Annotated in this window: 28 protein-coding genes; 12 read left to right on the forward strand and 16 right to left on the reverse strand. The window is 32.3% G+C overall.

Annotation, left to right across the window (positions count from 1 at the left end):
- Positions 1 to 102 precede the first annotated feature (102 nt).
- Entirely contained in the window at positions 103 to 1,377 is a 1,275-nt protein-coding gene (locus AB671_RS00875) for a T9SS type A sorting domain-containing protein (RefSeq protein WP_066678048.1), read from the forward strand.
- A gap of 243 nt (positions 1,378 to 1,620) precedes the next feature.
- Here the strand turns inward: AB671_RS00875 and AB671_RS00880 are convergent, their stop codons facing one another.
- From AB671_RS00880 to AB671_RS00905, 6 genes are all read right to left on the reverse strand, one after another.
- Positions 1,621 to 1,911 (reverse strand): putative quinol monooxygenase, encoded by a 291-nt coding sequence (locus AB671_RS00880; RefSeq protein WP_066678047.1) that lies wholly within the window; start codon positions 1,909 to 1,911, stop codon positions 1,621 to 1,623.
- Positions 1,912 to 1,994: 83 nt separating this feature from the next.
- Positions 1,995 to 2,879: a sulfite exporter TauE/SafE family protein gene (locus AB671_RS00885; protein ID WP_066678045.1), complete on the reverse strand. Its 885-nt coding sequence runs from the start codon at positions 2,877 to 2,879 to the stop codon at positions 1,995 to 1,997.
- A 27-nt stretch (positions 2,880 to 2,906) separates the two neighbouring features.
- On the reverse strand, positions 2,907 to 4,148 hold the full coding sequence (locus AB671_RS00890; RefSeq protein ID WP_066678043.1) for a sulfate adenylyltransferase subunit 1: 1,242 nt from the start codon (positions 4,146 to 4,148) through the stop codon (positions 2,907 to 2,909).
- A 136-nt stretch (positions 4,149 to 4,284) separates the two neighbouring features.
- Complete coding sequence (gene cysD / locus AB671_RS00895; protein WP_066678041.1) at positions 4,285 to 5,193, reverse strand: sulfate adenylyltransferase subunit CysD; 909 nt, start codon at positions 5,191 to 5,193, stop codon at positions 4,285 to 4,287.
- A 25-nt stretch (positions 5,194 to 5,218) separates the two neighbouring features.
- On the reverse strand, positions 5,219 to 5,911 hold the full coding sequence (locus AB671_RS00900) for a phosphoadenylyl-sulfate reductase (RefSeq protein WP_066678036.1): 693 nt from the start codon (positions 5,909 to 5,911) through the stop codon (positions 5,219 to 5,221).
- An 86-nt stretch (positions 5,912 to 5,997) separates the two neighbouring features.
- Positions 5,998 to 6,405 carry an RrF2 family transcriptional regulator gene (locus AB671_RS00905; protein WP_066678035.1) on the reverse strand — a complete coding sequence of 136 codons (408 nt, stop codon included), beginning with the start codon at positions 6,403 to 6,405 and terminating at the stop codon, positions 5,998 to 6,000.
- Positions 6,406 to 6,567: 162 nt separating this feature from the next.
- Between AB671_RS00905 and AB671_RS00910 the strand changes: the two genes are divergently transcribed.
- The 7 genes from AB671_RS00910 (at position 6,568) to AB671_RS00940 (ending at position 11,579) form a co-directional block, all read left to right on the forward strand.
- Positions 6,568 to 6,996, forward strand: a complete 429-nt coding sequence (locus AB671_RS00910; protein ID WP_066678034.1) for a DUF4268 domain-containing protein — start codon at positions 6,568 to 6,570, stop codon at positions 6,994 to 6,996.
- A gap of 44 nt (positions 6,997 to 7,040) precedes the next feature.
- Positions 7,041 to 7,304, forward strand: coding sequence for a hypothetical protein (locus tag AB671_RS00915; protein WP_228390930.1), 264 nt, complete (start codon positions 7,041 to 7,043; stop codon positions 7,302 to 7,304).
- A 486-nt stretch (positions 7,305 to 7,790) separates the two neighbouring features.
- Complete coding sequence (locus AB671_RS00920) at positions 7,791 to 8,609, forward strand: DUF2314 domain-containing protein (protein ID WP_066678029.1); 819 nt, start codon at positions 7,791 to 7,793, stop codon at positions 8,607 to 8,609.
- 23 nt (positions 8,610 to 8,632) lie between these two features.
- Positions 8,633 to 9,385 carry a YwqG family protein gene (locus AB671_RS00925; protein ID WP_066678027.1) on the forward strand — a complete coding sequence of 251 codons (753 nt, stop codon included), beginning with the start codon at positions 8,633 to 8,635 and terminating at the stop codon, positions 9,383 to 9,385.
- Between the two features lie 167 nt (positions 9,386 to 9,552).
- Entirely contained in the window at positions 9,553 to 10,464 is a 912-nt protein-coding gene (locus AB671_RS00930; protein WP_066764703.1) for a hypothetical protein, read from the forward strand.
- Positions 10,451 to 11,089 (forward strand): ATP-binding cassette domain-containing protein, encoded by a 639-nt coding sequence (locus AB671_RS00935; RefSeq protein ID WP_066679545.1) that lies wholly within the window; start codon positions 10,451 to 10,453, stop codon positions 11,087 to 11,089. Before AB671_RS00930 ends, AB671_RS00935 begins: the two co-directional genes overlap by 14 nt.
- 19 nt (positions 11,090 to 11,108) lie before the next feature.
- Positions 11,109 to 11,579: a ClbS/DfsB family four-helix bundle protein gene (locus AB671_RS00940; protein ID WP_066679544.1), complete on the forward strand. Its 471-nt coding sequence runs from the start codon at positions 11,109 to 11,111 to the stop codon at positions 11,577 to 11,579.
- Between the two features lie 279 nt (positions 11,580 to 11,858).
- Here the strand turns inward: AB671_RS00940 and AB671_RS00945 are convergent, their stop codons facing one another.
- A complete protein-coding gene (locus AB671_RS00945) occupies positions 11,859 to 12,533 on the reverse strand; it encodes a YceI family protein (protein WP_066679543.1) in 675 nt (224 codons plus the stop codon).
- Between the two features lie 333 nt (positions 12,534 to 12,866).
- Between AB671_RS00945 and AB671_RS00950 the strand changes: the two genes are divergently transcribed.
- The 4 genes from AB671_RS00950 (at position 12,867) to AB671_RS00970 (ending at position 15,241) form a co-directional block, all read left to right on the forward strand.
- Positions 12,867 to 13,526, forward strand: coding sequence for a TlpA family protein disulfide reductase (locus AB671_RS00950; RefSeq protein ID WP_066679542.1), 660 nt, complete (start codon positions 12,867 to 12,869; stop codon positions 13,524 to 13,526).
- A gap of 446 nt (positions 13,527 to 13,972) precedes the next feature.
- Positions 13,973 to 14,500 carry an RDD family protein gene (locus AB671_RS00960; RefSeq protein ID WP_066679540.1) on the forward strand — a complete coding sequence of 176 codons (528 nt, stop codon included), beginning with the start codon at positions 13,973 to 13,975 and terminating at the stop codon, positions 14,498 to 14,500.
- A gap of 225 nt (positions 14,501 to 14,725) precedes the next feature.
- Positions 14,726 to 14,965 carry a hypothetical protein gene (locus tag AB671_RS00965; RefSeq protein WP_066679539.1) on the forward strand — a complete coding sequence of 80 codons (240 nt, stop codon included), beginning with the start codon at positions 14,726 to 14,728 and terminating at the stop codon, positions 14,963 to 14,965.
- A gap of 3 nt (positions 14,966 to 14,968) precedes the next feature.
- Entirely contained in the window at positions 14,969 to 15,241 is a 273-nt protein-coding gene (locus AB671_RS00970; protein ID WP_066679538.1) for a type II toxin-antitoxin system RelE/ParE family toxin, read from the forward strand.
- A gap of 95 nt (positions 15,242 to 15,336) precedes the next feature.
- On the opposite strand, the gene gldG is transcribed toward AB671_RS00970, so the two are convergent.
- The 9 genes from gldG to dacB all read right to left on the reverse strand — a co-directional run bounded on the left by gldG (position 15,337) and on the right by dacB (position 24,775).
- Positions 15,337 to 17,004, reverse strand: a complete 1,668-nt coding sequence (gldG, locus tag AB671_RS00975; protein ID WP_066679537.1) for a gliding motility-associated ABC transporter substrate-binding protein GldG — start codon at positions 17,002 to 17,004, stop codon at positions 15,337 to 15,339.
- 4 nt (positions 17,005 to 17,008) lie between these two features.
- Complete coding sequence (locus AB671_RS00980) at positions 17,009 to 17,737, reverse strand: ABC transporter permease subunit (protein WP_066679536.1); 729 nt, start codon at positions 17,735 to 17,737, stop codon at positions 17,009 to 17,011.
- An 89-nt stretch (positions 17,738 to 17,826) separates the two neighbouring features.
- Positions 17,827 to 18,375, reverse strand: a complete 549-nt coding sequence (locus tag AB671_RS00985; protein WP_066679535.1) for a CopD family protein — start codon at positions 18,373 to 18,375, stop codon at positions 17,827 to 17,829.
- A 14-nt stretch (positions 18,376 to 18,389) separates the two neighbouring features.
- Positions 18,390 to 18,848: a hypothetical protein gene (locus AB671_RS00990; protein WP_066679534.1), complete on the reverse strand. Its 459-nt coding sequence runs from the start codon at positions 18,846 to 18,848 to the stop codon at positions 18,390 to 18,392.
- A gap of 110 nt (positions 18,849 to 18,958) precedes the next feature.
- Positions 18,959 to 19,399, reverse strand: coding sequence for a hypothetical protein (locus AB671_RS00995; protein WP_082987195.1), 441 nt, complete (start codon positions 19,397 to 19,399; stop codon positions 18,959 to 18,961).
- A gap of 69 nt (positions 19,400 to 19,468) precedes the next feature.
- Positions 19,469 to 20,665, reverse strand: a complete 1,197-nt coding sequence (kbl, locus tag AB671_RS01000) for a glycine C-acetyltransferase (RefSeq protein ID WP_066679533.1) — start codon at positions 20,663 to 20,665, stop codon at positions 19,469 to 19,471.
- 171 nt (positions 20,666 to 20,836) lie between these two features.
- Positions 20,837 to 21,244: a hypothetical protein gene (locus tag AB671_RS01005; protein WP_066679532.1), complete on the reverse strand. Its 408-nt coding sequence runs from the start codon at positions 21,242 to 21,244 to the stop codon at positions 20,837 to 20,839.
- Positions 21,245 to 21,306: 62 nt separating this feature from the next.
- Positions 21,307 to 23,229: a M1 family aminopeptidase gene (locus AB671_RS01010; RefSeq protein WP_066679531.1), complete on the reverse strand. Its 1,923-nt coding sequence runs from the start codon at positions 23,227 to 23,229 to the stop codon at positions 21,307 to 21,309.
- 79 nt (positions 23,230 to 23,308) lie between these two features.
- Entirely contained in the window at positions 23,309 to 24,775 is a 1,467-nt protein-coding gene (dacB, locus tag AB671_RS01015) for a D-alanyl-D-alanine carboxypeptidase/D-alanyl-D-alanine-endopeptidase (RefSeq protein ID WP_082987196.1), read from the reverse strand.
- Positions 24,776 to 24,861 lie beyond the last annotated feature (86 nt).

The raw sequence follows: 24,861 nt of genomic DNA on the forward strand, positions 1-24,861 counted from the left end.
ATCTAAAAAAAGCTAAAACATGATATTTATCTTGTTTTTATTTAGAATTATTAAAAATAATTATATAGTTTTGTAGAACAATTCTAAATAAGGAATAAGGTTATGAAAACAAAACTATTATTGGGGTCTCTTTTTGCACTAACAGTTCAGCAAACTATCTTGGCACAAGTTGACGCAAACGGATATACTACAGTAAATATGTCTATGGGTGCAAGTTATCAAAATCGTGTATTTTTTGATTTAAGCACAAATAATACAGTTACACAACCTGCCAATACATGGGATGTTGCTTTTTACAGAAATGCTACTTACGGATACGGAACAAGAATAAATGATGCACTTAACATAAAAGTATATGAAGCTTCTAATAATCTTTCCAACTGGGATAATATCAATATAGCAAATCTTTCTTCATGGGGAGCGCCATTATATAACCCTGATCAAACAACTGCATTAGAAGACGGAGCTTTTGAACAAGGCTCTGCGCCTACAGGATGGGGACAGTATAACGGAGGCAATCATCACGTTGAGGGAAAAATTATTTTTGTGATTCAATATCCTGATAATTCTTACATCAAATTTGCGATTGAAGATTATTATGGAGGTTATACCTTTAAATATTCTAAATGGAATGCGACTACTTCTACATGGGGAACTACCGAAACAAGAACGTTAGCAAATGGTACTGATGATGCTTATTTCAATTATTTTTCTTTTACAACGGGCGCAAAGGTAGAAAATATAGAACCTCCAAAAGCTAATTGGGATTTGATGTTCACAAGATACTATACTTTTTATATGAACTATATGATGTACCAAATGTCTGGAGTTCTTCAAAGTCCGACGGTGAGCATTGCGAAAGTGCAACCGGAAACTCAGGCAACAGCTACAGCTACAATTCCGGTTTCAACAGCATTTTCTAATAATATTACAACAATAGGCCATTCTTGGAAACCAACTTCTGGTTTTTATAATGATGTAGTGTATTATATTAAGCAAGGTTCAGAGTACTACAGAATGTATTTTATTTCTAATGAAGGAACTGCTACTGGAAATATGTATTTCAAATACAAAAATATTACCTCAACTTTAGGGATTACAGAAGTTAGCAAAAAAGCAAGTTTTGGGATCTATCCAAACCCAACTACAGCTGATAAAAAAGTGACTGTTTTATTTGATGTTAAAGAAAAAGCAAACAATAAAGGAAGCGTTGAAGTGTACGACCTTACAGGAAAAAGAGTTTACAATGCTGAACTAAGCAACCAAACTGGTTTCTACAAACAAGACCTTAACTTATCTCATCTTCCATCCGGAAATTATTTAGTTAAAATTTCTTTTGGAGGTAAAACAGAGACAAAAAAACTTATTGTAAAATAAGAAGAGTGAATCGTGAATCCACTTTGCTGTCAAAGGTGAATTTTAAAATTGACAATTGACATATTCACTGCGAAGCAAATTCACATATTAGCATTCACTTTTAAAAATATACTTTCTATTTTTTCTAATAAAAAGGCAGTTTCAAAATGATGAAACTGCCTTTTGACTTTTCTAGCATCTAGCATCTAGCATCTAGCATCTAGCATCTAGCATCTAGCATCTAGCATCTAGCATCTAGCAAAATTAATAGATCTTAAAACCTTTATACACCTGTGCTGTTTCTTCCAGTATTTTAGATGCATTTTTCCTGAAATCCAATAGGTGATCCGCCCCGTTATGAAGATTGTGGTGCTCTACACTTTCCCATAGCTCGATCAAGAAGAAAGTACCTTTATTGTCTTTATCTTCAATTAGGTCATATTGCAGACATCCATCTTCTTTTCTGGTCTCTCTTACCAAGGTCTGAAACAGTTCTACAGCATCCATCAAATTATTTTCTTTAAATTTAAAAAGAGCAACGATATGTAAATTCATGTATTATTTTTAGGCTGTAAATGTAAATTATTTTTGATTTGAATTGAATTCAAATTCTGCTAAATTTTTCACAAAAAAACAATCTAAAAAACAGATTTATAAATCGTAATCGAGCTCATTACAATCACCAAAGTTCCGATGATGATAAACATATTTTTTACAGGAAGTTTTGCGGTGAGCATTGCAGAAAATGGTGCGGTAATAATTCCACCGATCAGAAGTCCTAAAATAATATTCCAGTGCTGAATTCCTAAAGTTAAAAAGAAAGTAACTGCCGCGGTAACGGTTAAAATAAATTTTGCCACAGTAGAACTTCCCACTGCAAATCTTGGAGTAAAAGAATTTTTAATTAAAGTTCCGGTCACCAAAGGTCCCCATCCTCCACCAGCAAAAGAATCGATGAAACCACCGATAACTCCCAATCTGGTAAGGTTTGTTTTTTTCTTTAAAGCTTTATTCTGTTTAGGTTTAAAAGCATTTGATAAAATCTGAATTCCAAGATACAAAGTGTAAAAAGAGATCACCGTTTTTGTAATTTTCGAATAATATTCCCCCAAATAGGTCAGCGAAACGGCTCCGATAATTGCTCCGATAATTGCAGGAATAGCCAGTTTTTTTACCAGACTTTTGCTTACATTTTTTAGTTTAATATGACTGATACTTCCGGCCGCTGTTGTAAAACTTTCTGCAGAATGAATACTTGCACTTACTGCATGCGGAGGAATTCCCAGAAATAAAAGTGTTGTGGTACAAATCACACCATACCCCATTCCCATTGATCCGGCGACAACTTCAGCAAAAACTCCTACCAAAAGCATCCAGTAAAAAATGTAATTGTCTTTGGCAAGAATAATTTCAAGTTCATCTAAATATCCTAAACTGTACAGTGACAGAAATGTGATTGCCAAAACTGCAACCGTAATAAAAAGTACATTGAGCCTGAACTGAATTTTTTGTGAAATTACCATATCATCAATTGGTTTTAAATCAAAAACTTATAAAATCATCACCGCTCCAACGGTAGAATTACTTGTCTCGTCAATGAGAATAGCGTTTCCGGTAGATTTGCTGTCTTCAAAACTGTCAAAAACCAAAGGCGAAGCTATTTTCAATCTTACTTTTACCACTTCATTTAGTTTTACACTTTCAGTAATTGGAGTTTGTTCTAAAGTATTCACATCAATTTTATATTCGATTTCTTTGATAATCGCTTTCAAAGTTTTGCTTTTATGCTGAATGAAATATTTATTTCCTTCATTCAGTTCTTTTTTGTCGAGCCAGCAAACTACAGCTTCCAACTCATTTTCAACTTTCGGCTGTTGATTGGTTTTCACTAAAAGATCACCACGACTGATGTCGATATCATCTTCAATATGAATTACGGCAGGTTGGTTAGTAAATACAAGATCAACTTCTTTTCCTCCGGTTTCAATTTTTGAGATTTTGGTTTGAATATTTTGTGGAAGCACCGTAATGTCATCTCCTTTCTTATAAATTCCCGAAATCACCTCACCTGCATAACCTCTGTAATCATGCAGTTCATCAGTTTGCGGACGAATAACATACTGCACCTGAAATCTCGGATTTTCATTTTCTTTGTTTTCGTTAATTTCTACACTTTCTAAGAAATCTAAAAGCGTAGAACCTTGATACCAATCCGTTTTCTCAGATTTTGAAACAATATTATCGCCGTTAAAAGCCGAAATAGGAAAATAATTGACGTTTTCAAGCTTCAGTTTTTTGGCAACCAATTCGTATTGAGCTTTAATATCATTGAAAACCTCTTCAGAATAATCTACCAAATCCATTTTATTAATTGCAACCACCACATTTTTCATTTTTAATAATGAAGCGATAATGGAATGTCTTCTGGTTTGCTCAATTACCCCTTGTCTTGCATCAATTAAGATCACGATCAATTGAGAGTTTGAAGCTCCCGTGATCATATTTCTGGTGTACTGAATATGTCCCGGTGCATCGGCAATAATGAATTTCCTTTTTGGGGTCGAAAAATATCGATACGCTACATCAATGGTGATTCCTTGTTCTCTTTCAGCTCTCAAACCGTCTGTAAGAATTGCAAGGTCTACTCCATTTTCGTTTTTATTTTTTGATTGTTTTTCCAGCGCTTCAAGCTGGTCGATCAATATATTTTTGCTGTCGTAGAGAAGTCTTCCGATCAGCGTACTTTTGCCGTCGTCTACACTTCCCGCTGTTATAAATCTTAATATGTCCACGTTTATTTTATTAGTAATGAGTAATTGGTAATGGGTAATTTTTTACACCGTTCATTTTTTGAATATCTTAATGATAAGCATAGAGTAAAATATGCAGTTTTTTGGCATTGCTTATTATTCATTGCTCATTACCTATCTAAAAGTATCCTCCTTTTTTTCTGTCTTCCATTGCGGCTTCCGTTACTTTATCATCAATTCGGGTCTCACCACGCTCTGAAATTCTAGAAGCAGTAATTTCATTCACAACCTGATCTAAAGTTTCAGCCGAACTTTCAACTGCAGCAGTGCAGGTCATATCTCCAACGGTTCTATAACGTACTTTTTTATTTTGAATCTTGTCATTTTCGTCAATTTGAATAAAATCTGAAACCGCAATTAATTGTCCGTCATACTCAATCACATCACGATTGTGCGCAAAATAAATCGATGGAAGCTGAATATTTTCTTTTTTGATATAATTCCAGACATCAAGTTCCGTCCAGTTTGAGATCGGGAAAACTCTTACATTTTCACCTTTGTTAATTCTTCCGTTATAGATATTCCATAATTCAGGACGCTGTAATTTTGGGTCCCATTGTCCGAATTCATCACGAACAGAGAAAAATCTCTCTTTAGCTCTGGCTTTTTCTTCGTCACGTCTTGCTCCGCCAATACAGGCATCAAACTGAAACTCTTCAATCGTATCTAATAAAGTATGGGTCTGTAACCAGTTTCTGGAAGCAAATTTTCCTTTTGGTTCGGTTAATTTTTTAGCTTTAATTGTGTCTTCTACTTTTCGTACAATTAATTCGGCACCAAGACTTTCAGCAAAATAATCCCTGAACTGCAAAGCTTCCGGAAAATTGTGTCCCGTATCGATATGTACAAAAGGAAAAGGAATTTTCATCGGAGCAAATGCTTTTTTCGCCAAATGAACCAATGTAATTGAATCTTTTCCGCCACTGAAAAGCAAAGCAGGTTTTTCAAACTGAGCCGCAATTTCACGCATGATGTAAATGCTTTCGGCTTCCAATTGTTCGAGATAATTTAGTTTGTAGTCACTCATTATTATTTGAAAGATTAAATTAAAATTAATGTGAATGCAGACCGCATTCTTTTTGTGAAGTTTCCCACCACCATCTTCCGGCTCTTGGGTTTTCACCTTCCTCAATGGCTCTTGTGCAAGGTTGGCAACCTACACTGATGAAACCTTTTTTGTGTAAAGACAATTCCTGAACTTTATTTTGTTCTAAATAATCCAGAACATCTTGATAATTCCAGTTTATCAATGGATTGTATTTGTATAGTTTTCTGTCTTCATCCCACTCCAGGATCGGCATATTTTCACGGTTTTCAGATTGCTCAGAACGTAAACCGGTAATCCATACTTTAGCATTGTCCAAAGCACGGTTCAAGGGCTTTACTTTGCGTATGAAACAACATTCTTTCCTGTTTTCAACAGAATGATAAAAAGCATTGACACCTTTTTCAATCAAATATTTTTCAACATCTGAAGCTTCGGGGAAGTAAACTTCAGTTTTCTTTTGATAGCGCGAATTATTTTTTGAAAGTAAATCGTAATGCTCATAGAAAAGTCTTCCTGTATCTAAGGTGAAAACTTTTATCGGTAAATTATTTTTGAAAATAGCATCTGTAATGACCTGGTCTTCCTGACCAAGTGAGGTTGAGAAAACAACCCCTTCTGAAAACTTAGAGGAGATAAACTGTAATCCTTCCTCCAAATTAAGCTGCTGCAAAGTATTGATATCCTTTTTTGAAAACATAATTTTCTGTTTGATACCAGCAAATATCGAACAAAAATACTATCCTACCAAATAAGTAGACTTATAAAATTGAAATTATGATTTAATTAATCTATTAAATCAAAAAGTGTTTTTTCTTCTAAAATTTTAAGTGAAGCATCTCTCACTTCGATTAAAACATCGTGCAAACTACAATGATCTTCGTTACAATCTGCACATTTTTCGTAAAAATTAAGGCTCACACAAGGAAGCATAGCAATAGGACCATTCACCAGACGAATGATTTTTGCCAATGTTACATTTTGGGGATTTTCTTTAAAAAAATAGCCGCCACCTTTTCCTTTTTTACTGTCGAGGATGTCTGCTTTTTTAAGTTCAAGTAAGATATTTTCAAGAAATTTAAGCGGAATTTTCTTGTTTTCTGCAATTTCAGAAATAAGAACAGGGCCTTCATTTCTCTTTTCTACAAGATATGAAAGCGCCTTAAAAGCATATTGAGATTTTTTTGACAGCATTACAGCAAAAATAAGAAAAAGTTTGGATATTGAGGTTGGAAGTTTGATGATGGAAGCTGGAGGTTTAAAAATATTGAATTAATGACAAATTGTAGGTACCTTAATGTCACTAACTTCATACTTTCAGCATCCCTCTTCCAGCAAAAAACTTATCTTTGTCTCATGTTCAGTAAAGAAGAAGCACAGCAATTAAAAAAAGAATTTTGGACGGCTTTCGGAAAATCATTTCCGAGAAAATGGCTTTTGTATAATACCAAAATCAAGGATTTTTCATTTAAATTTTATGCAGATAAGAAGAAAGCAGAAGTTTCTTTGGATATCGAAATGAAGGATGAGGTTTTCAGAGATGCGTATTACAATAAAATATGGTCATTAGAAGATATTCTGAAAGATTTTGTGGGTGATTTTCATAAAGAAGAGTTTTATACTTTAGAAAACGGAAAAGTTATCAGCAGAATTTGGGTTGAAAAAGAAGGAATTTCTGTTTTCAACAAAAATACATGGCAAGAAGCTTTTGAGTTTTTTGTTGAAAAAATGGATGGCTTTGAAAGGTTTTATTATGAGTATGAGGACTTTATAAAGGATGTTTAGTCATGAAAATAAGATACTGCTGGAGATGTAAAATGGATGTTCCCATGTTAGATTCCGAGGAGGGTAAAATTGCATCAAAGTTATTAACAGAAGGCTTTCAGGAAGCAGTAAAACAAAGAAAAGCTCCCGATTTTAGAAAACTGTTAGATTATTATAAAGAGATAACAGGTTATGAAGAAACAAATCACAATGCCATTATGCATCATTTTATAGATATGTATGGTCCCGATTGTGAAAATTGTGGAAAGCCATACAGAACTGAAACAGCTGCATTTTGTCCCAAATGTGGAAATAGAAGAAAAGTTTAAACAAAACTTTAGTATATTAAAAATACAAAAACACAGTCATGAAAAAAATTATTTTATTCTTAATTGTATTGGTATTTCCTTTAGCACCTGCTCAAAATGGGTTTAATAAAAAAATAAAGGCTCTCTTTATATCATACAAACTTTGGAAAATCTGAATCTGAATCTGAATCACAATACAACATACTAATGTAAAGAATCTCAACAAAAGAAAAAAGTCTGCAGACTTACCTCCGTTATATTTTGGATATTTTTTTACGGAAATGAACTTCCAAAAGATTATGAATACAATTCTGAAAATCTTCTAAAAGATTTAGAAAATTTATAATTGTTAAAATTCTTTAAACATAAATTAATTTAAACTCCCATTTAAATATTTTCCGTACTTTAGTTTCACCAAATTTCTAAATATCTATTTATTCATCATGCTTTTCATAAGAATAGATTTTGATATTTATTTAGTTAAGATTACAAAATATTTAAAATATAATGGAAAATAACTCGTTTATTTTTACAGACGGAAGAGACCCCAAAATGATCGATGCGTACAAAAAAGCGCAGGAAACCTTTAAATATTTCTGGAGAGAGCTGTCTTGGGAATATCGAAGAATCATTCCAGCATTAAATCTTGCCTGTGTAAAAGCTTCTTTCTCTGAAATAGATCCTGATGGAGAAAAGATCGTAGAACATATGTGGATGAACGACATCAATTTTGATGGCGACACGGTAAGCGGCTATCTCATCAATGAACCCAACGATTTGACCACAATACAACCCGGAGATCATTTTGAGATTCCTTTAAACGAGATCAGCGACTGGCTTTTTGCCATCACCCCAACTCAAAAAAAAGCAAAAGGTTTTTCAAAATTATTTTCTTCAACTTCAGAGCCTATACCAAAAGCTTACGGTGGATTTACCATTCAAAAAATGCGTGCAGATATGTCGGATGCTGAAAGAAGAGAACACGATGAGGCGTGGCAGCTCAATTTTGGAAATTATAATGAAGTGGAAGTGGTAAATGAACAAAAAGAAAAGCCTGAAAACCTCATCGAACATCCGATGAGCAAAAATATGAAACAAGATTTTGTGAAATTTCTTGAAGAATATCCAAACGAATTAACCCATATTGATGAAAACGGATTTACTATTCTTCATCGAGAAACAATTGCCGGAAATTTAAGTTCTGTAGAAGTTCTGCTCGAAGCCGGAGCTGATAAAAATTTAAAAACAAATAAAGGAAAAACTGCTTTAGATTACGCAAAACAGCTCAATTGGGAGCATTTAATTCCTGCTTTCGAACAAAACTAATAACTTCTCAAACCAATAATAAAATGATACCTAAGTTTCTTAATGAGTTTAAAACTCAACTTGAAAAATATAAACTTGAAACGATAAAAGTTTCTGCCTCTCCTCTTGAAAATGAAGAATCTCTTCAAATTTTTGAAAGTAAATTTTTAGGAAAACCATATTTACCGAAAAGTATGGAATATCCAAAAAATAAAGAAAATAAGCCGATGGCTCTTTGGGCACAAATCAATTTTGCAGAAGTTCCGCTTCTCGAAGGCTATCCCAATGAGGGAATATTGCAATTTTTCGTATCTCCCGAATGGTTTGATATGGATGATTATAAGGTTATTTTTCATGATACGATTACTGAAGAATTTCAAACAGATTTTTCTTTTTTAACAGAAGACATATATGAAGAATCACCAATTTATCGTGAACATAAACTTGATTTCAGTAAAGAAATTGAATATGGAAGTTCTGCAGATCTCCGATTTGACATGAATTTTAATGATCAAGATTTTTGGAATTTTCAAGAAACCCTTACCGATAATGAAAAGGAAGAAGTGAACGAAATCATCGATGGAACCGGTCATAAAATAGGAGGTTATGCTTATTTTACCCAAGCAGATGTAAGAGATTACAACAAAAATCTTAAACAAGATTTATTGCTATTACAAATTGATACCGATGATGAAATTATGTTTGGAGATTCGGGTGTTGCCAATTTCTTTATTAATCCTGAAGACTTAAAAAACAAACAGTTTGAAAAAGCCTGGTTCAATTGGGATTGTTGCTAAAAAAACAAATTCTAAAAGAGAAACTTTCGGGTTTCTCTTTTTTATTGAGATACTAAATTTTCCTTATTTGGTGATATTTAAAATCGATTTTTATATCTTTGAAAGCTTATAAAATGGTTTGGTTTAATTTAAATTATTCAAACTGTTTCAATGCTAAAATCATTTCATTGCATAAAATTTATCAACATTTTCAGTTTAGATTTAATCAGAGTTTTAGGATTTTTAATTTCAATCCCAAAGTCAGTTTACCTGTTATTTTGGTTTTTGGCGCATTGATGATTGTTGAGTTACCGGAAACTGTTTTTTATCCACTCCTCTATTTTTCAATGGTATTGGTTTTTCATATCAACAGAAAAGATATTCCTTTTTTGAAAAAAACATTTATCAGTAATTGGAGATTGATTGTTTTTCTGGAATCTGCGTTTATTTACACGCTTTTTTTGATGGCAAACATCAATTATAAGATTGAAAAATTTGGTTTGCTGGCGTTTTTAGCGATTATTTCATTATGCTTTTTACAGCCCAGATTTAAACCTTTTCCTACTCTGCAATGGAATTTCATTTCTAATGATTTGTTTGAATGGAAAAGCTATTTGCGAAAAAACACATGGATGTTTATTGTGACCTACATCATCCTAGTTGCTTCAGCCTATCATCACGCAAGCTTAATTTTAGGTGGAGTGTTTCTTTTAGATTTCCTATCCCATATTTATGAGAATAACGAAAACAAAGAAATGCTTGAGGTCTATTTTAAAAAGATGAGTTTTAAAGATAAAATATATAAAAATTTCCGTTTTTTCAATGCGCTCCTTTTGCCTACTTACATTTTATTTTTAATCTTAAATTTTAATGAAAGCTTATATCTTTTATATTATATTTTCTTTATGAATTGTTATTTCTTATTAATTATTACAAGAAAATATAGACTTTATCACCATCACGAAAAAGCCAATTACTTCAGCATAGCAGTGTTTATAGAATATTTCGTGTACAGTATGTTGATTATTCCTGCGTTGATTATGATTCGTTTAAATATAAAAGAAGCAGAACAAAACATTAGAAATTATGTTGGAAATTAAAAACCTTGCGGTTGCTTTTAAAGATAAAAATGTTCTTCAGGGTTTAAATTTAAACATTGAAGAAGGTCTTATTGTAGGTATATTAGGAAAAAATGGAGCAGGAAAAACAACACTGTTTGAATCGCTGTATCAAAGTCAGAAATACAGTGGTGAAATTTTATGGCAAAACAGGAAACTCCTTCGTGAAGACATTTCTTACCTTGAAACGGAAAACTACTTCTATCCCTATATTTCAGGAAAAGAATATTTATCTTATTTTTCGAAAGATAAACTTCCAAAAACAATTGAACTCGCTGAAAAATTTCAGCTTCCATTAGATAAATATGTGCAATATTATTCAAGCGGAATGAAAAAGAAACTGGCATTGATTGGAATGTTGATGCTCGATAAACCCATCAATATTTTAGATGAGCCATTTAACGGAGTCGATTTTGAAGGCGTTCATCTATTGTATGATATCATCTACGAGCTAAAACAAAGCAATAAAATAGTGATGATTAGTTCGCATATTATTGAAACGCTATTTCGTACTTGCGACCGAATTGTAACTTTAGAAAACGGATTAATCAGTAATATTTTTGAAAAATCTGATTTTGAAAAACTGAATCATTTTAAATTTGTCTAAATATTAATAATTTTAACAAATGGCAATTCCGTCTAACAAAGAAGAATTAATCAATTCGATTCCTGAAGACTTGAGCGATGTAAAAACTTTGGAAGGTCATTCAAAAGGAACCGTAATGTCGGTAAAAAACCTTCTTTCTTATCTGATTGGTTGGGGAGAATTGGTTTTAAAATGGAGTTCAAAAAAAGAAGTAAACGAAATTGTAGATCTTCCTGAGACCGGATTTAAATGGAATGAACTCGGAAAACTCGCACAGAAATTTTATCTGGATTACGAAAATGAAGATTTCAGTGAATTGAAATTAAAACTTGATTTTACTTTAGAAAAAATTTTAGTTCTCATCAATTCAAAATCGAATGACCAACTTTACGGAATTAGTTGGTATGAAAAATATACTTTGGGAAGAATGATTCAGTTGAATACTTCTTCGCCTTATGCAAATGCGAGATTAAGGTTGAGGAAATGGAAAAAAGAACAAGGCTTTAAATAATTCTCTCGCAGATCTTGAGAATTTAGCAGATTTAAAGATATCAGTAAATTTCAAAAATCAAATAAATTTATAAATCCTCAGTAAATTAAACAGTCACTTCGAGTGAAATTCTGAAAGAATTTTGTATCGAGAACTTTTTAATTCTTAACCAAAATTCTCGATATATTTTTCCTTCTCTTCGATACGGAAAAACACTCGAATTGACGGCAGAATTTCATTAATTAAAACAAAAAAGACATCTGCATTGCTACAGATGTCTTCATATTTTGGTGTTCTTTATTATTTTTGAGCAGCTTTTACATCGATACCGATTTCGATATCTTTGCTAATCATCCATTCTGCAGGATCAGTTTCGTCAGTTCCGAATTTGATTCCCCAGTCAGCACGGTTTACCGTAAACTGAGCTTTTAAAGAAGCAGATTTGTCTACGATTTCTACTTTTGCAGGGAAAGTAACGTTCATTGTTTTACCTAATAAAGTAAGGTTTCCACTTACCGTTTTGTTAGCACCTTCTACAGCGTTTTGAGCACCTGCAGCAAGATCTTCAACTTTAGTAATCTTGAAATCAGCAGTTGGATGTTTTTCTACGTCGAAGAAGTCAGCATTTTTTAAGTGACCTTCAAGATCTGTATATTTTTTGTCTTTTTCAGTTACAGAAGCAGGATCGACTTTGATCGACTTCATATCGATTACAAATTCACCAGATGTCAATTGATTATCAGCAACAGATAATTCTCCTGTAGAAATTGCTAAAGTTCCCCAACGTGGAGCAAAACCTCCTTTGTGGAAAGCTTTCCAGTTTACTTTAGATGCTGCTGCATCAACAGTGAAAACATCACCTTGCTTTTCAGCTACTGCCTGTTCCTGACCTGCAGTTGCAGCTTCTTTTTTATCACCACACGATGCAAGAAGTAACCCTAAACTCGCCAAAGCGATTACGCCAATTTTCTTCATTTTTTTTAATGTATTTAATATTAATATTGTTTGTTGTTTGTTGTTTGTTGTTTTAATAAAACCTCAAAACTTTTATTTTATTGTTTTGACTCTGCAAACCTCCGAAAAATTAAAGGCTTAATGATTAACATAGGATAAGAAAAGACTAAAATTATAAAAAACTTTTCGAAATTAGTGTTTAATAATCATTAAATCCTTGAAATTATTTTGAAATCCTCTATTTACTTGATTTTATCGAGACATCCAACGACGTAATTTTTCTTTATTGAGTGATTTTTAATTATGATTTGTTTTATATTTGTTAAAAGACAATTAATAACTAAAAACTTTTTAATGAAAATATTACAAATCATTTTTCTTTTAACTTTAAGTTTAAACATTTTTGCACAAAAAAACTATTATCGAATAAATGGTGCAAAACCTTCTAATGAAAATACATATTTAAAAGCTAAAGAAAATACCGCTAAAAATGGAAATCTAGAAGAGCTTTTACTCAGAACTATAGAAAAGAAGGATTCAACGATTCACTTTGTGAGACTTATGGCTATTCCAAATGATTTTGACCCTTATGCAGACACAAAAAAATACATCGGAACAAGATTTCAGATTGAAAAATTTGTGAATGAAAAGCAGAAAAATTTTGACAAAAACTTTCTTAACGGAAAACCTACATTTATTAATTTTTGGTTTACAAGATGTCCGCCTTGCATCGAAGAAATTCCTTTATTAAACAAACTAAAAGAACAATATAAAGGAAAAGCTAATTTCATCACGATTTCATTCAATGATAAAAAAACGATTGATGATTTTATAAAGCAACAGCCTTTTAATTTCCAGCATATAACCGATTCTAAAAAACAAATTGATGAGCTAAAAATTTCAGCGTTTCCTACGAGCCTTATTTTAGATAAAAAAGGAATTATAAAATTTGTTTTTGGAGAAGTTACTTATGACATTCAAGATATTGAAGTAATTTTTGATGGATTATTGTAAAATTTACCGTTAATAATATTGATGCAAATAAAATATAACATTAAGTTTTTTACGACTATATCAAATACATTATTCGTTTCTGCTTTACTATTACCCAAAATAGTTCCACAATCATATCGATTTGGAGAACTACACAATCTTTGGGCGTTTTCTGTAATGACAGTTTTTGCTTTTCATGGAATAGCAGCTTTTTTAACAATTTTAAATATTGCCTTTATAATTCCAAAAATTAATGAGAATAGAAAGAAATATTATATTCTCATTCTTTGTAATGCTCCAGTTACAGTATTTTGGGGTTGGCTTGCGATAACGATTTTATTTTTCACTTAATTATAATAAAATTCAATTTATGATTTGGGAACCAATCACATTTGAAAAATTATCTTTAGAAATTTCAAAGGGAGAAAAAGAAATGAGCTCAGAAAACTTTTTTAAATAATATAAAAATGGAACAAGTAAAATATGATACTATTTACAGAAGATTTCTCGCGAAAATTATTGACTATATTCTATTATTAACTGTTGGTTATATCTTAACGGTCTTTCTTCCACCGACAACGTATTCTTTTGATATTGATAATACAAAAATTCCACAAAACACCGATTCGGTATTAAATTTCTGGACAAGTTATGGTGATTTAGTACTGTCAATAATCTTAATAATTTATTTTGTTGCTTTTCACTTTTTCGGTGGACAGACCCCTGGAAAAATGATAACTGGTGTAAAAGTTTGGGATATGAGTGAAAACAAAAAAATAACCTTCAAGCAATCATTTTTGAGAAGTCTTCCTGATATTTCCTTTGCTTTAATCACTTTTCTATTTAGCTATGAATACCTTCCATTGGTATTAATCTGTCTTTGGAATATTGCAAACTTAATACAGGTATTTCCTGATAAAAAGCACAGAACAATAAATGATTTAATTGCAAAATCTATCGTTTTAAAAACATCAGATAATACTATTAAAAATTAAATTTTTATCATCTTTAAAACAAAAAATAGAAACCTAACAGTTTCTATTTTTTTATATCAATTCTATCCGAATTTCTTTTTTCTTAGCCAGAAATAACTTTCCTAAAAGTATTTTCCAACGAAAAAAAACATTCAAATCTTCCAAGATAGCTGCTAAAGGACGGTAGTAATTTCTTTTAAAATATTCTATCTGTAAATTTGTATCTTTGATTAAAATATCAAAAAGATGGACTTACAAACCCGAAAATTAAATTTGATAACCTATCTTGCCCAGCTTCAAGACGAAAGTTTCTTTGAGAAAATAGAGAATTATATTCTAACTAAGTTTGAAAAAGAAGATCATTCTGAGTTTGTACCATTTAATGCTGAAGCTTTAGTCGAGCGTATAGAAAAATCTGAAGAGGATTTTAAGAATGGAAACTTTATGACTCAGGAAGATTTAGAAAACCAATCTGCAAATTGGTAAACCATGAAAATTGTCTGGACGAATTTTGCAATTAAAAATTTAAAAAGTATTTTCGATTATTATGTTACAAAAGCAAATCGAAAAGTTGCTCATAAAATAAGAAAACAAATCCTTGATTCTACAAAACAATTAATAAAAAATCCTGAATCGGGGCAGTTGGAATTATATCTTGAAAAATTAAATCTAGATCATCGATATATCCTAATTAAAAATCACAAAATAATCTACCGAATTATTCATAATCAAATCGTAATCAACGACATTTTTGATGTATGACAAAATCCAATCAAAATGAATGATGAAGGTCGTAATAAGTGATAATAATAAAAACAAAAAAGAGAAACCTCACAGTTTCTCTTTTTTATATCATTCTATCCGAATCTCTTTTTTCTTAACCAGAAGAATAATCCTCCTAAAAGTCCGATTATTGCTAAAGGTAATAGTAAATTCAGGTATTGCCAGTTTGTTCTTTCATCCGTGATTCTTTTGCGGTCTAGAAGCCTTTCTTCGATGTTTCTGTTTCTCAATTCCATCAGATTGCTATCGTCAAGAAGATAATCTAAAGCATTTCTTAAGAACTGTTCGTTACCAAACTGTTCCTCTGTCAACATATCAACTCCCAAAGGTAAGGCCTCTCCTTTAATGACCTTATTTCTACCAACATCTCCGTCAGCAATGACAATCATTTTATTTTCAGGACTTGAGGTTTTAAATTCCGGATAAGACTTTCTTTCAATTCTCGAAGCATAAGCAGAATTAAACTTCCCTTCCAAAGCAACAGCGAAAATCTTTGGCGTGCTTGGTTTTTCCATTTGTCCGAGACTGTCTACACTTGCGATTTCTTTCAGCTCAACATAATTTGGAACCTGCTTCAATAAAGTTCTTTCACTTGACTCAAATAAAACACTTGTTTTAAATTTTCTTCCACCTAAAGTATCAATTGATGTAGGAAATTCCAGTTTTACAGGATTGATATTTTTAGTGATTGGATGATCATGCTCTGCAATTCCCAAAGGAAAATAGGGCCACGGTAGGCTTGTATATTGCGCATTTCCTCCTACTTCACCGGTAACCAATTTTAAAAGAGCATATTTTTTTACATCTTTTACCAAAGCGGTATTGATTCTTAAACCATAGTTAAAAAAGAAATCGGTCATGTTGATATCAACTGGGAAAGGCATTACTTTTTTAGATCTCGTTAAAGTATCCATTTCAGCATTTACGGCATCAATCATCCAAAGCGTTTTTCCGCCATTCATGATGTATTGATCCAAAATTACTTTTTCGCCATCTGTAAAAGCTTTTCTTGGTTTTGCAATCACCAAAGCGCTCATTTGTTTCAATAAAGGAACGTCTGCCTGAGTAATTTCAACATTATTTTTAGGAACAATCGGGCCTGCATCATAACTTTCTGTTGCTAATCTCATAAAGCTTTCAAATTCTGTTGGGCTCAATTCATCCTGATTAACCAAAATTCCGACTTTCTTTCTCTTATTCGTCGCAACAGCTTTAATATTTGAAACTAAATTATATTCTAAATTCTCAATAGATTTTCTTAATTGATCATCAGCATTAATATTCGACTGCTGTACAACCAAAGGAATAGAAATTCCTCCACCATTATATTTTACGACCGCATAAGGAAATAAATAGATTTGGGTAACTTTTCCATCTTTAAAATCCGGAAGAACCGAAGGCTGCATTCCCATTGCCATCAAAGTATCCTGAGACATTTTCGTTTTCATGGGATCGATAAATTTAAAATCAATTTTCGGATTGATCTTTCTGAATTCTTCAAGCATGAATTTAGTTTCACTCTGAAGCTGTTTAAAGCTTGCCGGGAAATCTCCTTCCAGGTAAACATCAACTGTCAAAGGTTTTTTAACCGATTCTAAAACTTTGATGGTACTCTCTGAAAGCGTGTATCTTTTTTCTTTTGTTAAATCTAATCTGATGCCTGAAAATGCAAGGATCAATGCTACTGCAAAAGTTCCAATCAATAAAATGACAAACGGAGATTTTAGGTTGATCTTCTTCATGTTTTTACTTCTTTTTATTGATAAAATGATTAGACAATGTTAAGGTAAGACCAATGATAAACACAAAATAGGCAACATCTTTAAAATCAATAAGACCTCTTGTGAAACCTAAGAAATGTTGATAAAAACCTACATTCTGTAAAATAAAATCTGCTCCGCCTAACAATTTATAACTTGCTAACTGCTCGATTCCGAAATACATGATGAAACACATGAAAACTCCCAACAAATAAGCCATGATTTGGTTTTGAGAAAGTGATGAAGCCAAAATTCCGACTCCCGAAAAAGCAGCGATTAAAATAATTAAACCGAAATAGCTTCCGAAAGTCATTCCCATATCGATGTTTCCTTCAGGAACTCCCAAAACATAAATCGTATAAAAATAAATTACCGAAGGGATTAGACATAAAATTCCGACCACCCAAACGGAAAGAAATTTCCCTGCAACCAGATCTGAAACTTTCAGAGGTTGTGAGAATAGCCAGTTTAAAGTTCCTGTTTGCTGTTCTTCCGCAAAAGTTTTCATCGACAATGCCGGAATAATAAACATCAGTAACCAAGGTACCAACACGAAATAGCTCTGTAGAGACGCTATTCCGATGTCGAAAATATTAGAGTCATTTTCGAAGAAAAACAGAAACAAAGTCATTATCAGACTGAATGCCGCAATGATGATCCACGCGCTCCAGTTGCCAAAATAACTCCAAAGTTCTTTTTTTAAAATTGCAAACATGTTTTATTTTAGGTTTTAGGTTATAGGAACTAGGTTTCAGGTAAGTGATATTAAATTAACTCACAATTGACCATTCACTATTAACGTTATTAATTTTTACTTTTTTTATTCACCAGCTTCACCGTCATCATGATTAAAAATACCAGAACGAAAAATCCGGTAATTAATTGCCACCAATATTCAATGACCTGAGATTTTAAAATAACGGTAAAAACGACCAAAAATAAAATAAATGTGGCAATTTCGTTGGCCTGCCTTAGTTTTAAATTAGCTGTTTCTAAAGTATTGCCATTAAGTTTTACCAATTTTTTTACTTTTTTCCAACACCAGTAATGGTAAATCGCCAATCCGATGAGGAACGTTAGTTTTAAATGAAACCACGGCATTTTCATTAATCCCGAATTCAAAAAAATCATCACCAAACCGCAGACAGCCATTATAACTCCGGCAGGAACGGTAATAATGTTCCATAATCTTCGAGCCATAAAGGTATATTGCTCTCTCAGAATCGTCTTTTTTTCGTCAGAAAAAGCATCGGTATCTTTATAGTACACGAAAATCCTTACGAGATAAAAAATTCCCGCAAAATAACTGACCATAAAAATAATGTGTAACGCCTTTATTATTGTATAAAGCATTTTAAATCAATAAATTATTTTATATGAGTAATATTACAATCTCTATCGAAGTTTTTCAAATAGTCGAAGAATAAACTCTTTTTCTTTTTTAATCGAAAATAACCTGAATAGATAATTAATCCTAAGACAGCTAAATAAATTGGCATTAAATAATAATTTCCATCGTAACTTTTAATTATAAAAACTAATATAAAACTTAAGAAAATTAAATAATGTAGTATTTCATAATATTCAAATCCAACAGATAGCTCAAAGCTTTCCTCATTATCTCTATTCAAAATAAAATTTCCTTTGAAGGTTGGAGAATCTCTTCCTCCCATCAATTTTATTTTAAATCCATTTTCACTTACTTTTCCCGTAAAGCTTTTACCAAAATAATTGGAGAAATATTGAAATATATCTTTTTCAATATTTTCTAAAACCTCACGTTTTGGCTTAGAAAATTCTAATATATATCTTGATTTAAAAAACATTTAAGCGAAAATTAAGCGCAAATATAATGATTTTGTTACTCAACTTAAACTAAAAAGCATTATCAATATTATGTCTAAAAATTTATTAAAGATTTATGGTTTAGAAAGGCTTATTTATTAGAAGAAAGACTGTCGATTTTTTTACCATCGGCGTATTTTTTTATGTATTTCAGTTTTCCGTTTTCATCGTAAAACTTCCAGTCTCCAAAGTAATACCAGTGGCGTTCGTTTTCTGAAATATCAAGTTTGCTTTGTCCGCGTTCCATAATATTTCCGTTTCGATGATAAACGAACATTTTAATTTTTTTTCTTCCTATTTTTTCTTTTTGATAAAGCTGGTTCTCTAAAGTCGTTTTCCAGACTCCTACTTTTTCGCCTTTCTTATATTTTCCAACTGTAATTAATGTTCCTTCTTCAGTAGGATATTTTTCTATCCATTTTCCGTGTCGTTTCTGAACTTTATCAGAGATCTTAATGTATTGATTCGTTTTAGTTTGGCACGAAACGAAAACAAAAACTGACAGCAGGGTTAGTAAGATATTTTTAAGCATAAAAAAACAGAATTTCCGTAAATATAGAAATTCTGTTTTTATTCTACAATTGTAGAATGGTTTATTTTTTTAAGAAATTACTCCTAATTCTTTTCCTACTTTTTCAAAAGCAGCAATTGCTTTATCTAAATGCTCTCTTGTATGAGCAGCAGAAAGCTGTACTCTGATTCTCGCTTTTTCTTTTGGAACAACCGGATAGAAGAAACCAATTACATAAATTCCTTCATCCATCAGTTTTTCTGCCATTTTCTGAGCCAATTTAGCATCATATAACATTACAGGAACAATCGCAGCATCTCCATCAGGAATATCAAAACCTTTTGCTTTCATTTCCGTTCTGAAATATTCCGCATTTTCCATAACGGTATCACGAAGTGAAGTGTCATCAGAAATCATTTCTAAAACTTTCAAAGCTGCACCCACAATTCCTGGGGCCAATGAGTTTGAGAATAAATAAGGTCTAGAACGCTGTCTCAACATATCGATAATCTCTTTTTTACCGGAAGTAAATCCGCCCAAAGCACCACCTAAAGCTTTTCCTAAAGTAGAAGTAATGATATCTACTCTACCCATTACTTCGTTAGCTTCGTGAGTTCCACGACCTGTTTTTCCGATGAAACCTGTTGCGTGAGAATCATCAACCATTACCAAAGCATCATATTTATCGGCTAAATCGCAAACTCCTTTCAGGTCTGCAACAATTCCGTCCATTGAGAAAACTCCGTCTGTAACGATGATTTTAAATCTGTGATTTTTTTCGGAAGCAGCAATCAACTGAGCTTCCAAATCTGCCATATTATTATTTTTATAACGGTATCTTGCTGCTTTACAGAGACGAACTCCATCAATAATTGAAGCGTGATTCAATTCATCTGAAATAATTGCATCTTCATCTGTAAATAAAGGTTCGAAAACTCCACCATTTGCATCAAAACAAGCTGCATAAAGAATAGTGTCTTCAAGACCTAAAAATTCTGCAATTTTTTCTTCCAACTGCTTGTGAATATCCTGAGTTCCGCAGATAAAACGTACCGAAGACATTCCGTAACCGTGAGAACCAATCATATCTTGTGAAGCCTTCATTACTTCAGGATGGTTTGATAATCCTAAATAATTGTTGGCACAAAAGTTCAAAAGCTTCTTTCCATTCGCTTCAATTTCTGCACTTTGCTGAGAAGTGATGATTCTTTCTTTTTTAAAAAGACCGTCATTTTCGATGTTTTTCAGCTCGTTCTGTAGATTTTCAAGATATTTTCCAGAGATCATTATATTTAAATTTTAGTTGCGCTAATTTAATAAAAAGGCATTAAACAAAATACGTTTCGGCCTCTTTATTGTTTTTTTCGGTTATTAATCATTTAAAAGCTATAGTCAAAAGCAAGAAACAAAAAAAGCTTTCACGAATGAAAGCTTTAAAAATACAAAAACGATTTGCAATTATTTTTTTACTTCAATTTTTTTATAAACAATTCCTTGTAAAGATTTTACACGATCAGTACATTCATCTGAAATATGTGTCATCACCAAATTTTCACCGATCACATCACATTTGTATTTACCTTTTGCTCCTACATTACAAGGTGTTCCACCAGAATTTTTCACAATATTGATATCACCATTACTCAATGTATAATTCATTGTTTCGATTACTTTATTATCGAGCAGTACATCAATTTTATCTTTAGAGAATTTTAAATCAATCTCTGCTTCGTGAGGAATTTTTGCCAATCCTCTCCATTGTGTGTCTAGTAAAGGATTGTCTGATTTTTTAGATTCACATGAAGTGAGATTAAACATTAAAAATGTCAATAAAAGAAAATTGAAAAAGAATAAATTTGTTTTCATAAGTATTAATTATTTTGTTTGTAAACAAATATACATTGAAAATCAATACAATAATTTATTTTTTATTCTTTTACAAATTTTAAGTTTGAATTTAATATTTTAATAAAATAAACCCCTTTCTGCAGCAGAGATACACCTATTTTTTTATCTGTTTTGCCTTTTTTCACCAACCTTCCGTCTGCTGTAAAAATATCATAATCTGTTTCTTTTTTTAATCCCGAAACAAATAATTCATCTTTTACAGGGTTTGGATAAATACTGAATTCTTCAGTTTTAAGATCTGTCGTACTCAAACTACTATCTTGAGAAACTGTTGAGTTTCTCTCCAACATCTGATATTCATAATTAAACTGTACACTGGCAATTGGAAATGTGACAGCCTCTGTAAAATATTGATTATTTGAGGTATTATTTAAAGTAAAAAAAGCAGTCTGCCCTCCAGTTCCGGTCACTTTTATCGGTAATGGCATTTCAAAAAAGCTAACAGACGCATGACTTTGTGTCTGTGATGCTTTAAAAGTCACCTGATTTCCCACCTGCTTCCATCTGATATCATAGGTAGGATAACCTTGTCCGTAAATCCAGTCATTAAAAAATTCTGTAAAATCTTTTCCGGTTGAAGTTAGTAAAGAAGCATTCAAATCGGCTGTTCTTGCATAGCTATAAGCCAGATTCGGTCTTGCATGATAGTCTTTCAATGCTTGATAAAACACTGTATCTCCCAAAACCCATTTCATCATTCTTACCACATAACCACCTTTCGAATACGATAATCTTCCACTGAAAATTGAGTTGATATTTCCTAAATTAGCATCTGCCACATATACACTTCCGCCTGTAATGCTTGTAATATAGTTTTTTTCGCCTAAAAGATAATTAAGGAAATCAGCATTATTCATAATCAGTTTTTCGTAAGCAAGATGTTCTCCAAAAGTAGCAAAACCTTCATTCAGCCATATGTCATTCCACGCACCACAAGTTACTTTATCACCAAACCATTGATGCGCCAATTCGTGTGCGATTAATTGTTTGCTCCAGCCACCCATTGAAGACATCGTTTGATGTTCCATACCACCTCCTGCTTCAAATTCCATGTGACCATACTTTTCATTACGGAAAGGATAAGCTCCGAAATAGGTTTCAAAAGTATTCATTACCGTTTTGGTCCATTCTATATTTGCCATACTTGTTACATTCGTATTGGTAGACGGATAAACATAATTCACAAAAGGAAAAGGCGGATTTCCCATTGTATCATTTAATTTCACAAAATTTGTAATCGAAAGGGCGATAAGATAAGCGGCCGTCGGATATTGTGTTCTCCAAAAAGTACGTTTTTGTCCGTTCCCTAAAGTTGTTTCAGACATCAACTTACCATTAGCTGCAACATTATATTGAGCTGGAGTCGTTATTTTCAAATCAAATCTTTCAATTTTATCATTTAAACTTTGCTTTGTAGGAAACCAATCTTGTGCACCATACGGTTCATTTAATGTAGAAAGAATGGGTGTTCCTCCTTGAGAGCCATTAAAAAATGCATTGTTTGTTGTATCAGGAGCTCCACTGTAATTAATTGTAAGAGAATCTAAAACATTTGCAGCCAAAGAAGCTGTAAAGTTTATTTTTAGTTCTTTAGTTGATAATTGCTGAAAAGTAAGATTTTGACCATGATAATTTACCTGAGAAACCGTAAGATTATTATTCAAATCAAAATAAATCGTATTCAACGCTTGTGAAGGCTTAAAATGTGATGTTACCGACCCTGAAATATTATAAACTGAAGGATTAATAGACACATCCATTCTTTGGTACTGCAAATCGTAGTTTAATGTGTTGGGATTGGTATTTCCTGCAGCCATTTTAGCCGCATAAGACTTCATTTCCTTATTTAATAAACCTTTTTTTTCTACGTTCTCATTTTGGTTTTGTGCCGATAAAGTATGAATAGCAAAAATGCTAAAACATAAAAGGCAAAGTTTTTTCATAGTAAAATAATTAGGGAATAAAGATAAAAAAAACCTTTCAATCAATGATTAAAAGGTTTTAGTATGAAATTAATAATTTTTATAAGTCTAAAGCCGGTTTAAGAATCGTTTCCATTTTACTTTTTACCTGACCGACCGATCCTGCATAATTATTGACCATTAAAGAGAAGACTAATGTTCTTCCTGAATTGGTTTTTAAATATCCTGCCAACGTTTTCACTTTATTTAAAGTTCCTGTTTTAGCAAAAACCTGTCCGTTTCCTTCCCCTACAAACATTCCTTTAAGTGTTCCAGACTGTCCTCCAATTGGTAAAGAATTAAAATATGTTTTGTAGAATTTTTCATCCATTAAAGAACTAAGATATTTCACCTGCGAGATTGGAGTTACTTTATTACTTCTAGACAACCCACTTCCGTCCATATAATTCAAACCTTCAACATCAAATGCAATATCTTTTAAGTGATTATTAACCACTATTCTACCCGACTCTGAAGTTTGATCACCCACCTGGAAGTAACCAACGGTTTTTAATAATGCCTCTGCTAAAGAGTTATCACTTCTTTGATTCGTATAATAAATAATATCACCCAAAGTCGGAGATTTATAAGCCGAAATCATCTTTCTAACTTCTGGAGAAGCATCGGTCATTTTAGGAGTTACTTTTCCTGTAACTGCTACTCCGCTTTTCACCAAGCTTGCTTTAAATGAATTGGCAAGGAAGGCTGGAGCATCAGGTAATTTCGTCGTTAAAGTTCCATTTCCGTCATACTTTTCAGCATAAACCATCTTATTTACGTAAGGCGAAACATAAAAAAACTTCTTATCTGCCGCAGGATTCATTGATTTCTTTACAATAAGCTTCTCATTTGCAGGGTTGATCTCTTTGGTAGTACCTACAGGAAGATAGTAGTTATTGTTTTCTAGCCAAACAACATTTTCCGGAAGTGCCGAAATGTTACCTTTGAAAAGCGCTGTTTGAATTACAATATCACCATTTACCTTTTTAATACCTTCACGAGCCATTCCTCCAGCAAAATCTGAAACGATGTCTTTGTAAGACCAAGCTCCTGCTTTATTGGTTCCCAAAGATGGGTCGCCACTTCCTACAATGTAAAGATTACCGTTTAAAGTTCCATTCTCGTCGATTTCTCCCGAATATTCCAGCTGTGTCATCCAACGGTAGTTTTCACCCAACATGCTCATTGCAGTTTCGGTAGTCAACAGCTTCGTTGTAGAAGCGGGAACAAGAGGAGTATTTTCGTTGTACGAAGAAATTATTTTCTTCGTTTTTGGGTCGTAGACCACAAATCCCCAAGTTGCGTTTTTCAACACAGGGTCGGTCATCATTGTGTTTACACTGATGTCTACAAGTTCTTTTGGCGACAAAATAGCTTTTTCCACAGCCGCAATTGGCGAAGGGAGATTTACACCTGCTTTATTATCGTAATTCTGAGAGTAAAGGACTGTAGAAACGGTCGATTGTGCAAATAAAAAACCAGCAGCCAAGACCGTAACACCTGAAATATATTTTCTGAAATTTACCATCTAATTTTTCTTTTGTATATATTTTGGATTGAATAAAAAACGATTAGTTAAATCGAATCATAATATCCAAACATATAGTCAACGTT

It is taken from the genome of Chryseobacterium sp. BGARF1, assembly GCF_001677955.1.
Classification (GTDB): domain Bacteria; phylum Bacteroidota; class Bacteroidia; order Flavobacteriales; family Weeksellaceae; genus Chryseobacterium.

What these genes read in the sequence shown, in the direction of transcription:
- AB671_RS00995 (WP_082987195.1), bottom strand. Translation starts at nt 19,399, where the DNA reads ATGCTTAAAAATATCTTACTAACCCTGCTGTCAGTTTTTGTTTTCGTT.
- AB671_RS01005 (WP_066679532.1), bottom strand. Translation starts at nt 21,244, where the DNA reads ATGAAAACAAATTTATTCTTTTTCAATTTTCTTTTATTGACATTTTTA.
- AB671_RS00915 (WP_228390930.1), top strand. Translation starts at nt 7,041, where the DNA reads ATGTTAGATTCCGAGGAGGGTAAAATTGCATCAAAGTTATTAACAGAA.
- AB671_RS00880 (WP_066678047.1), bottom strand. Translation starts at nt 1,911, where the DNA reads ATGAATTTACATATCGTTGCTCTTTTTAAATTTAAAGAAAATAATTTG.
- AB671_RS01010 (WP_066679531.1), bottom strand. Translation starts at nt 23,229, where the DNA reads ATGAAAAAACTTTGCCTTTTATGTTTTAGCATTTTTGCTATTCATACT.
- AB671_RS00960 (WP_066679540.1), top strand. Translation starts at nt 13,973, where the DNA reads ATGGAACAAGTAAAATATGATACTATTTACAGAAGATTTCTCGCGAAA.
- AB671_RS00965 (WP_066679539.1), top strand. Translation starts at nt 14,726, where the DNA reads ATGGACTTACAAACCCGAAAATTAAATTTGATAACCTATCTTGCCCAG.
- AB671_RS00970 (WP_066679538.1), top strand. Translation starts at nt 14,969, where the DNA reads ATGAAAATTGTCTGGACGAATTTTGCAATTAAAAATTTAAAAAGTATT.
- cysD (WP_066678041.1), bottom strand. Translation starts at nt 5,193, where the DNA reads ATGAGTGACTACAAACTAAATTATCTCGAACAATTGGAAGCCGAAAGC.
- AB671_RS00950 (WP_066679542.1), top strand. Translation starts at nt 12,867, where the DNA reads ATGAAAATATTACAAATCATTTTTCTTTTAACTTTAAGTTTAAACATT.
- AB671_RS00925 (WP_066678027.1), top strand. Translation starts at nt 8,633, where the DNA reads ATGATACCTAAGTTTCTTAATGAGTTTAAAACTCAACTTGAAAAATAT.
- AB671_RS00905 (WP_066678035.1), bottom strand. Translation starts at nt 6,405, where the DNA reads ATGCTGTCAAAAAAATCTCAATATGCTTTTAAGGCGCTTTCATATCTT.
- AB671_RS00910 (WP_066678034.1), top strand. Translation starts at nt 6,568, where the DNA reads ATGTTCAGTAAAGAAGAAGCACAGCAATTAAAAAAAGAATTTTGGACG.
- kbl (WP_066679533.1), bottom strand. Translation starts at nt 20,665, where the DNA reads ATGATCTCTGGAAAATATCTTGAAAATCTACAGAACGAGCTGAAAAAC.
- AB671_RS00920 (WP_066678029.1), top strand. Translation starts at nt 7,791, where the DNA reads ATGGAAAATAACTCGTTTATTTTTACAGACGGAAGAGACCCCAAAATG.
- AB671_RS00980 (WP_066679536.1), bottom strand. Translation starts at nt 17,737, where the DNA reads ATGTTTGCAATTTTAAAAAAAGAACTTTGGAGTTATTTTGGCAACTGG.
- AB671_RS00945 (WP_066679543.1), bottom strand. Translation starts at nt 12,533, where the DNA reads ATGAAGAAAATTGGCGTAATCGCTTTGGCGAGTTTAGGGTTACTTCTT.
- AB671_RS00900 (WP_066678036.1), bottom strand. Translation starts at nt 5,911, where the DNA reads ATGTTTTCAAAAAAGGATATCAATACTTTGCAGCAGCTTAATTTGGAG.
- gldG (WP_066679537.1), bottom strand. Translation starts at nt 17,004, where the DNA reads ATGAAGAAGATCAACCTAAAATCTCCGTTTGTCATTTTATTGATTGGA.
- AB671_RS00875 (WP_066678048.1), top strand. Translation starts at nt 103, where the DNA reads ATGAAAACAAAACTATTATTGGGGTCTCTTTTTGCACTAACAGTTCAG.
- AB671_RS00940 (WP_066679544.1), top strand. Translation starts at nt 11,109, where the DNA reads ATGGCAATTCCGTCTAACAAAGAAGAATTAATCAATTCGATTCCTGAA.
- AB671_RS00990 (WP_066679534.1), bottom strand. Translation starts at nt 18,848, where the DNA reads ATGTTTTTTAAATCAAGATATATATTAGAATTTTCTAAGCCAAAACGT.
- AB671_RS00935 (WP_066679545.1), top strand. Translation starts at nt 10,451, where the DNA reads ATGTTGGAAATTAAAAACCTTGCGGTTGCTTTTAAAGATAAAAATGTT.
- AB671_RS00885 (WP_066678045.1), bottom strand. Translation starts at nt 2,879, where the DNA reads ATGGTAATTTCACAAAAAATTCAGTTCAGGCTCAATGTACTTTTTATT.
- dacB (WP_082987196.1), bottom strand. Translation starts at nt 24,775, where the DNA reads ATGGTAAATTTCAGAAAATATATTTCAGGTGTTACGGTCTTGGCTGCT.
- AB671_RS00985 (WP_066679535.1), bottom strand. Translation starts at nt 18,375, where the DNA reads ATGCTTTATACAATAATAAAGGCGTTACACATTATTTTTATGGTCAGT.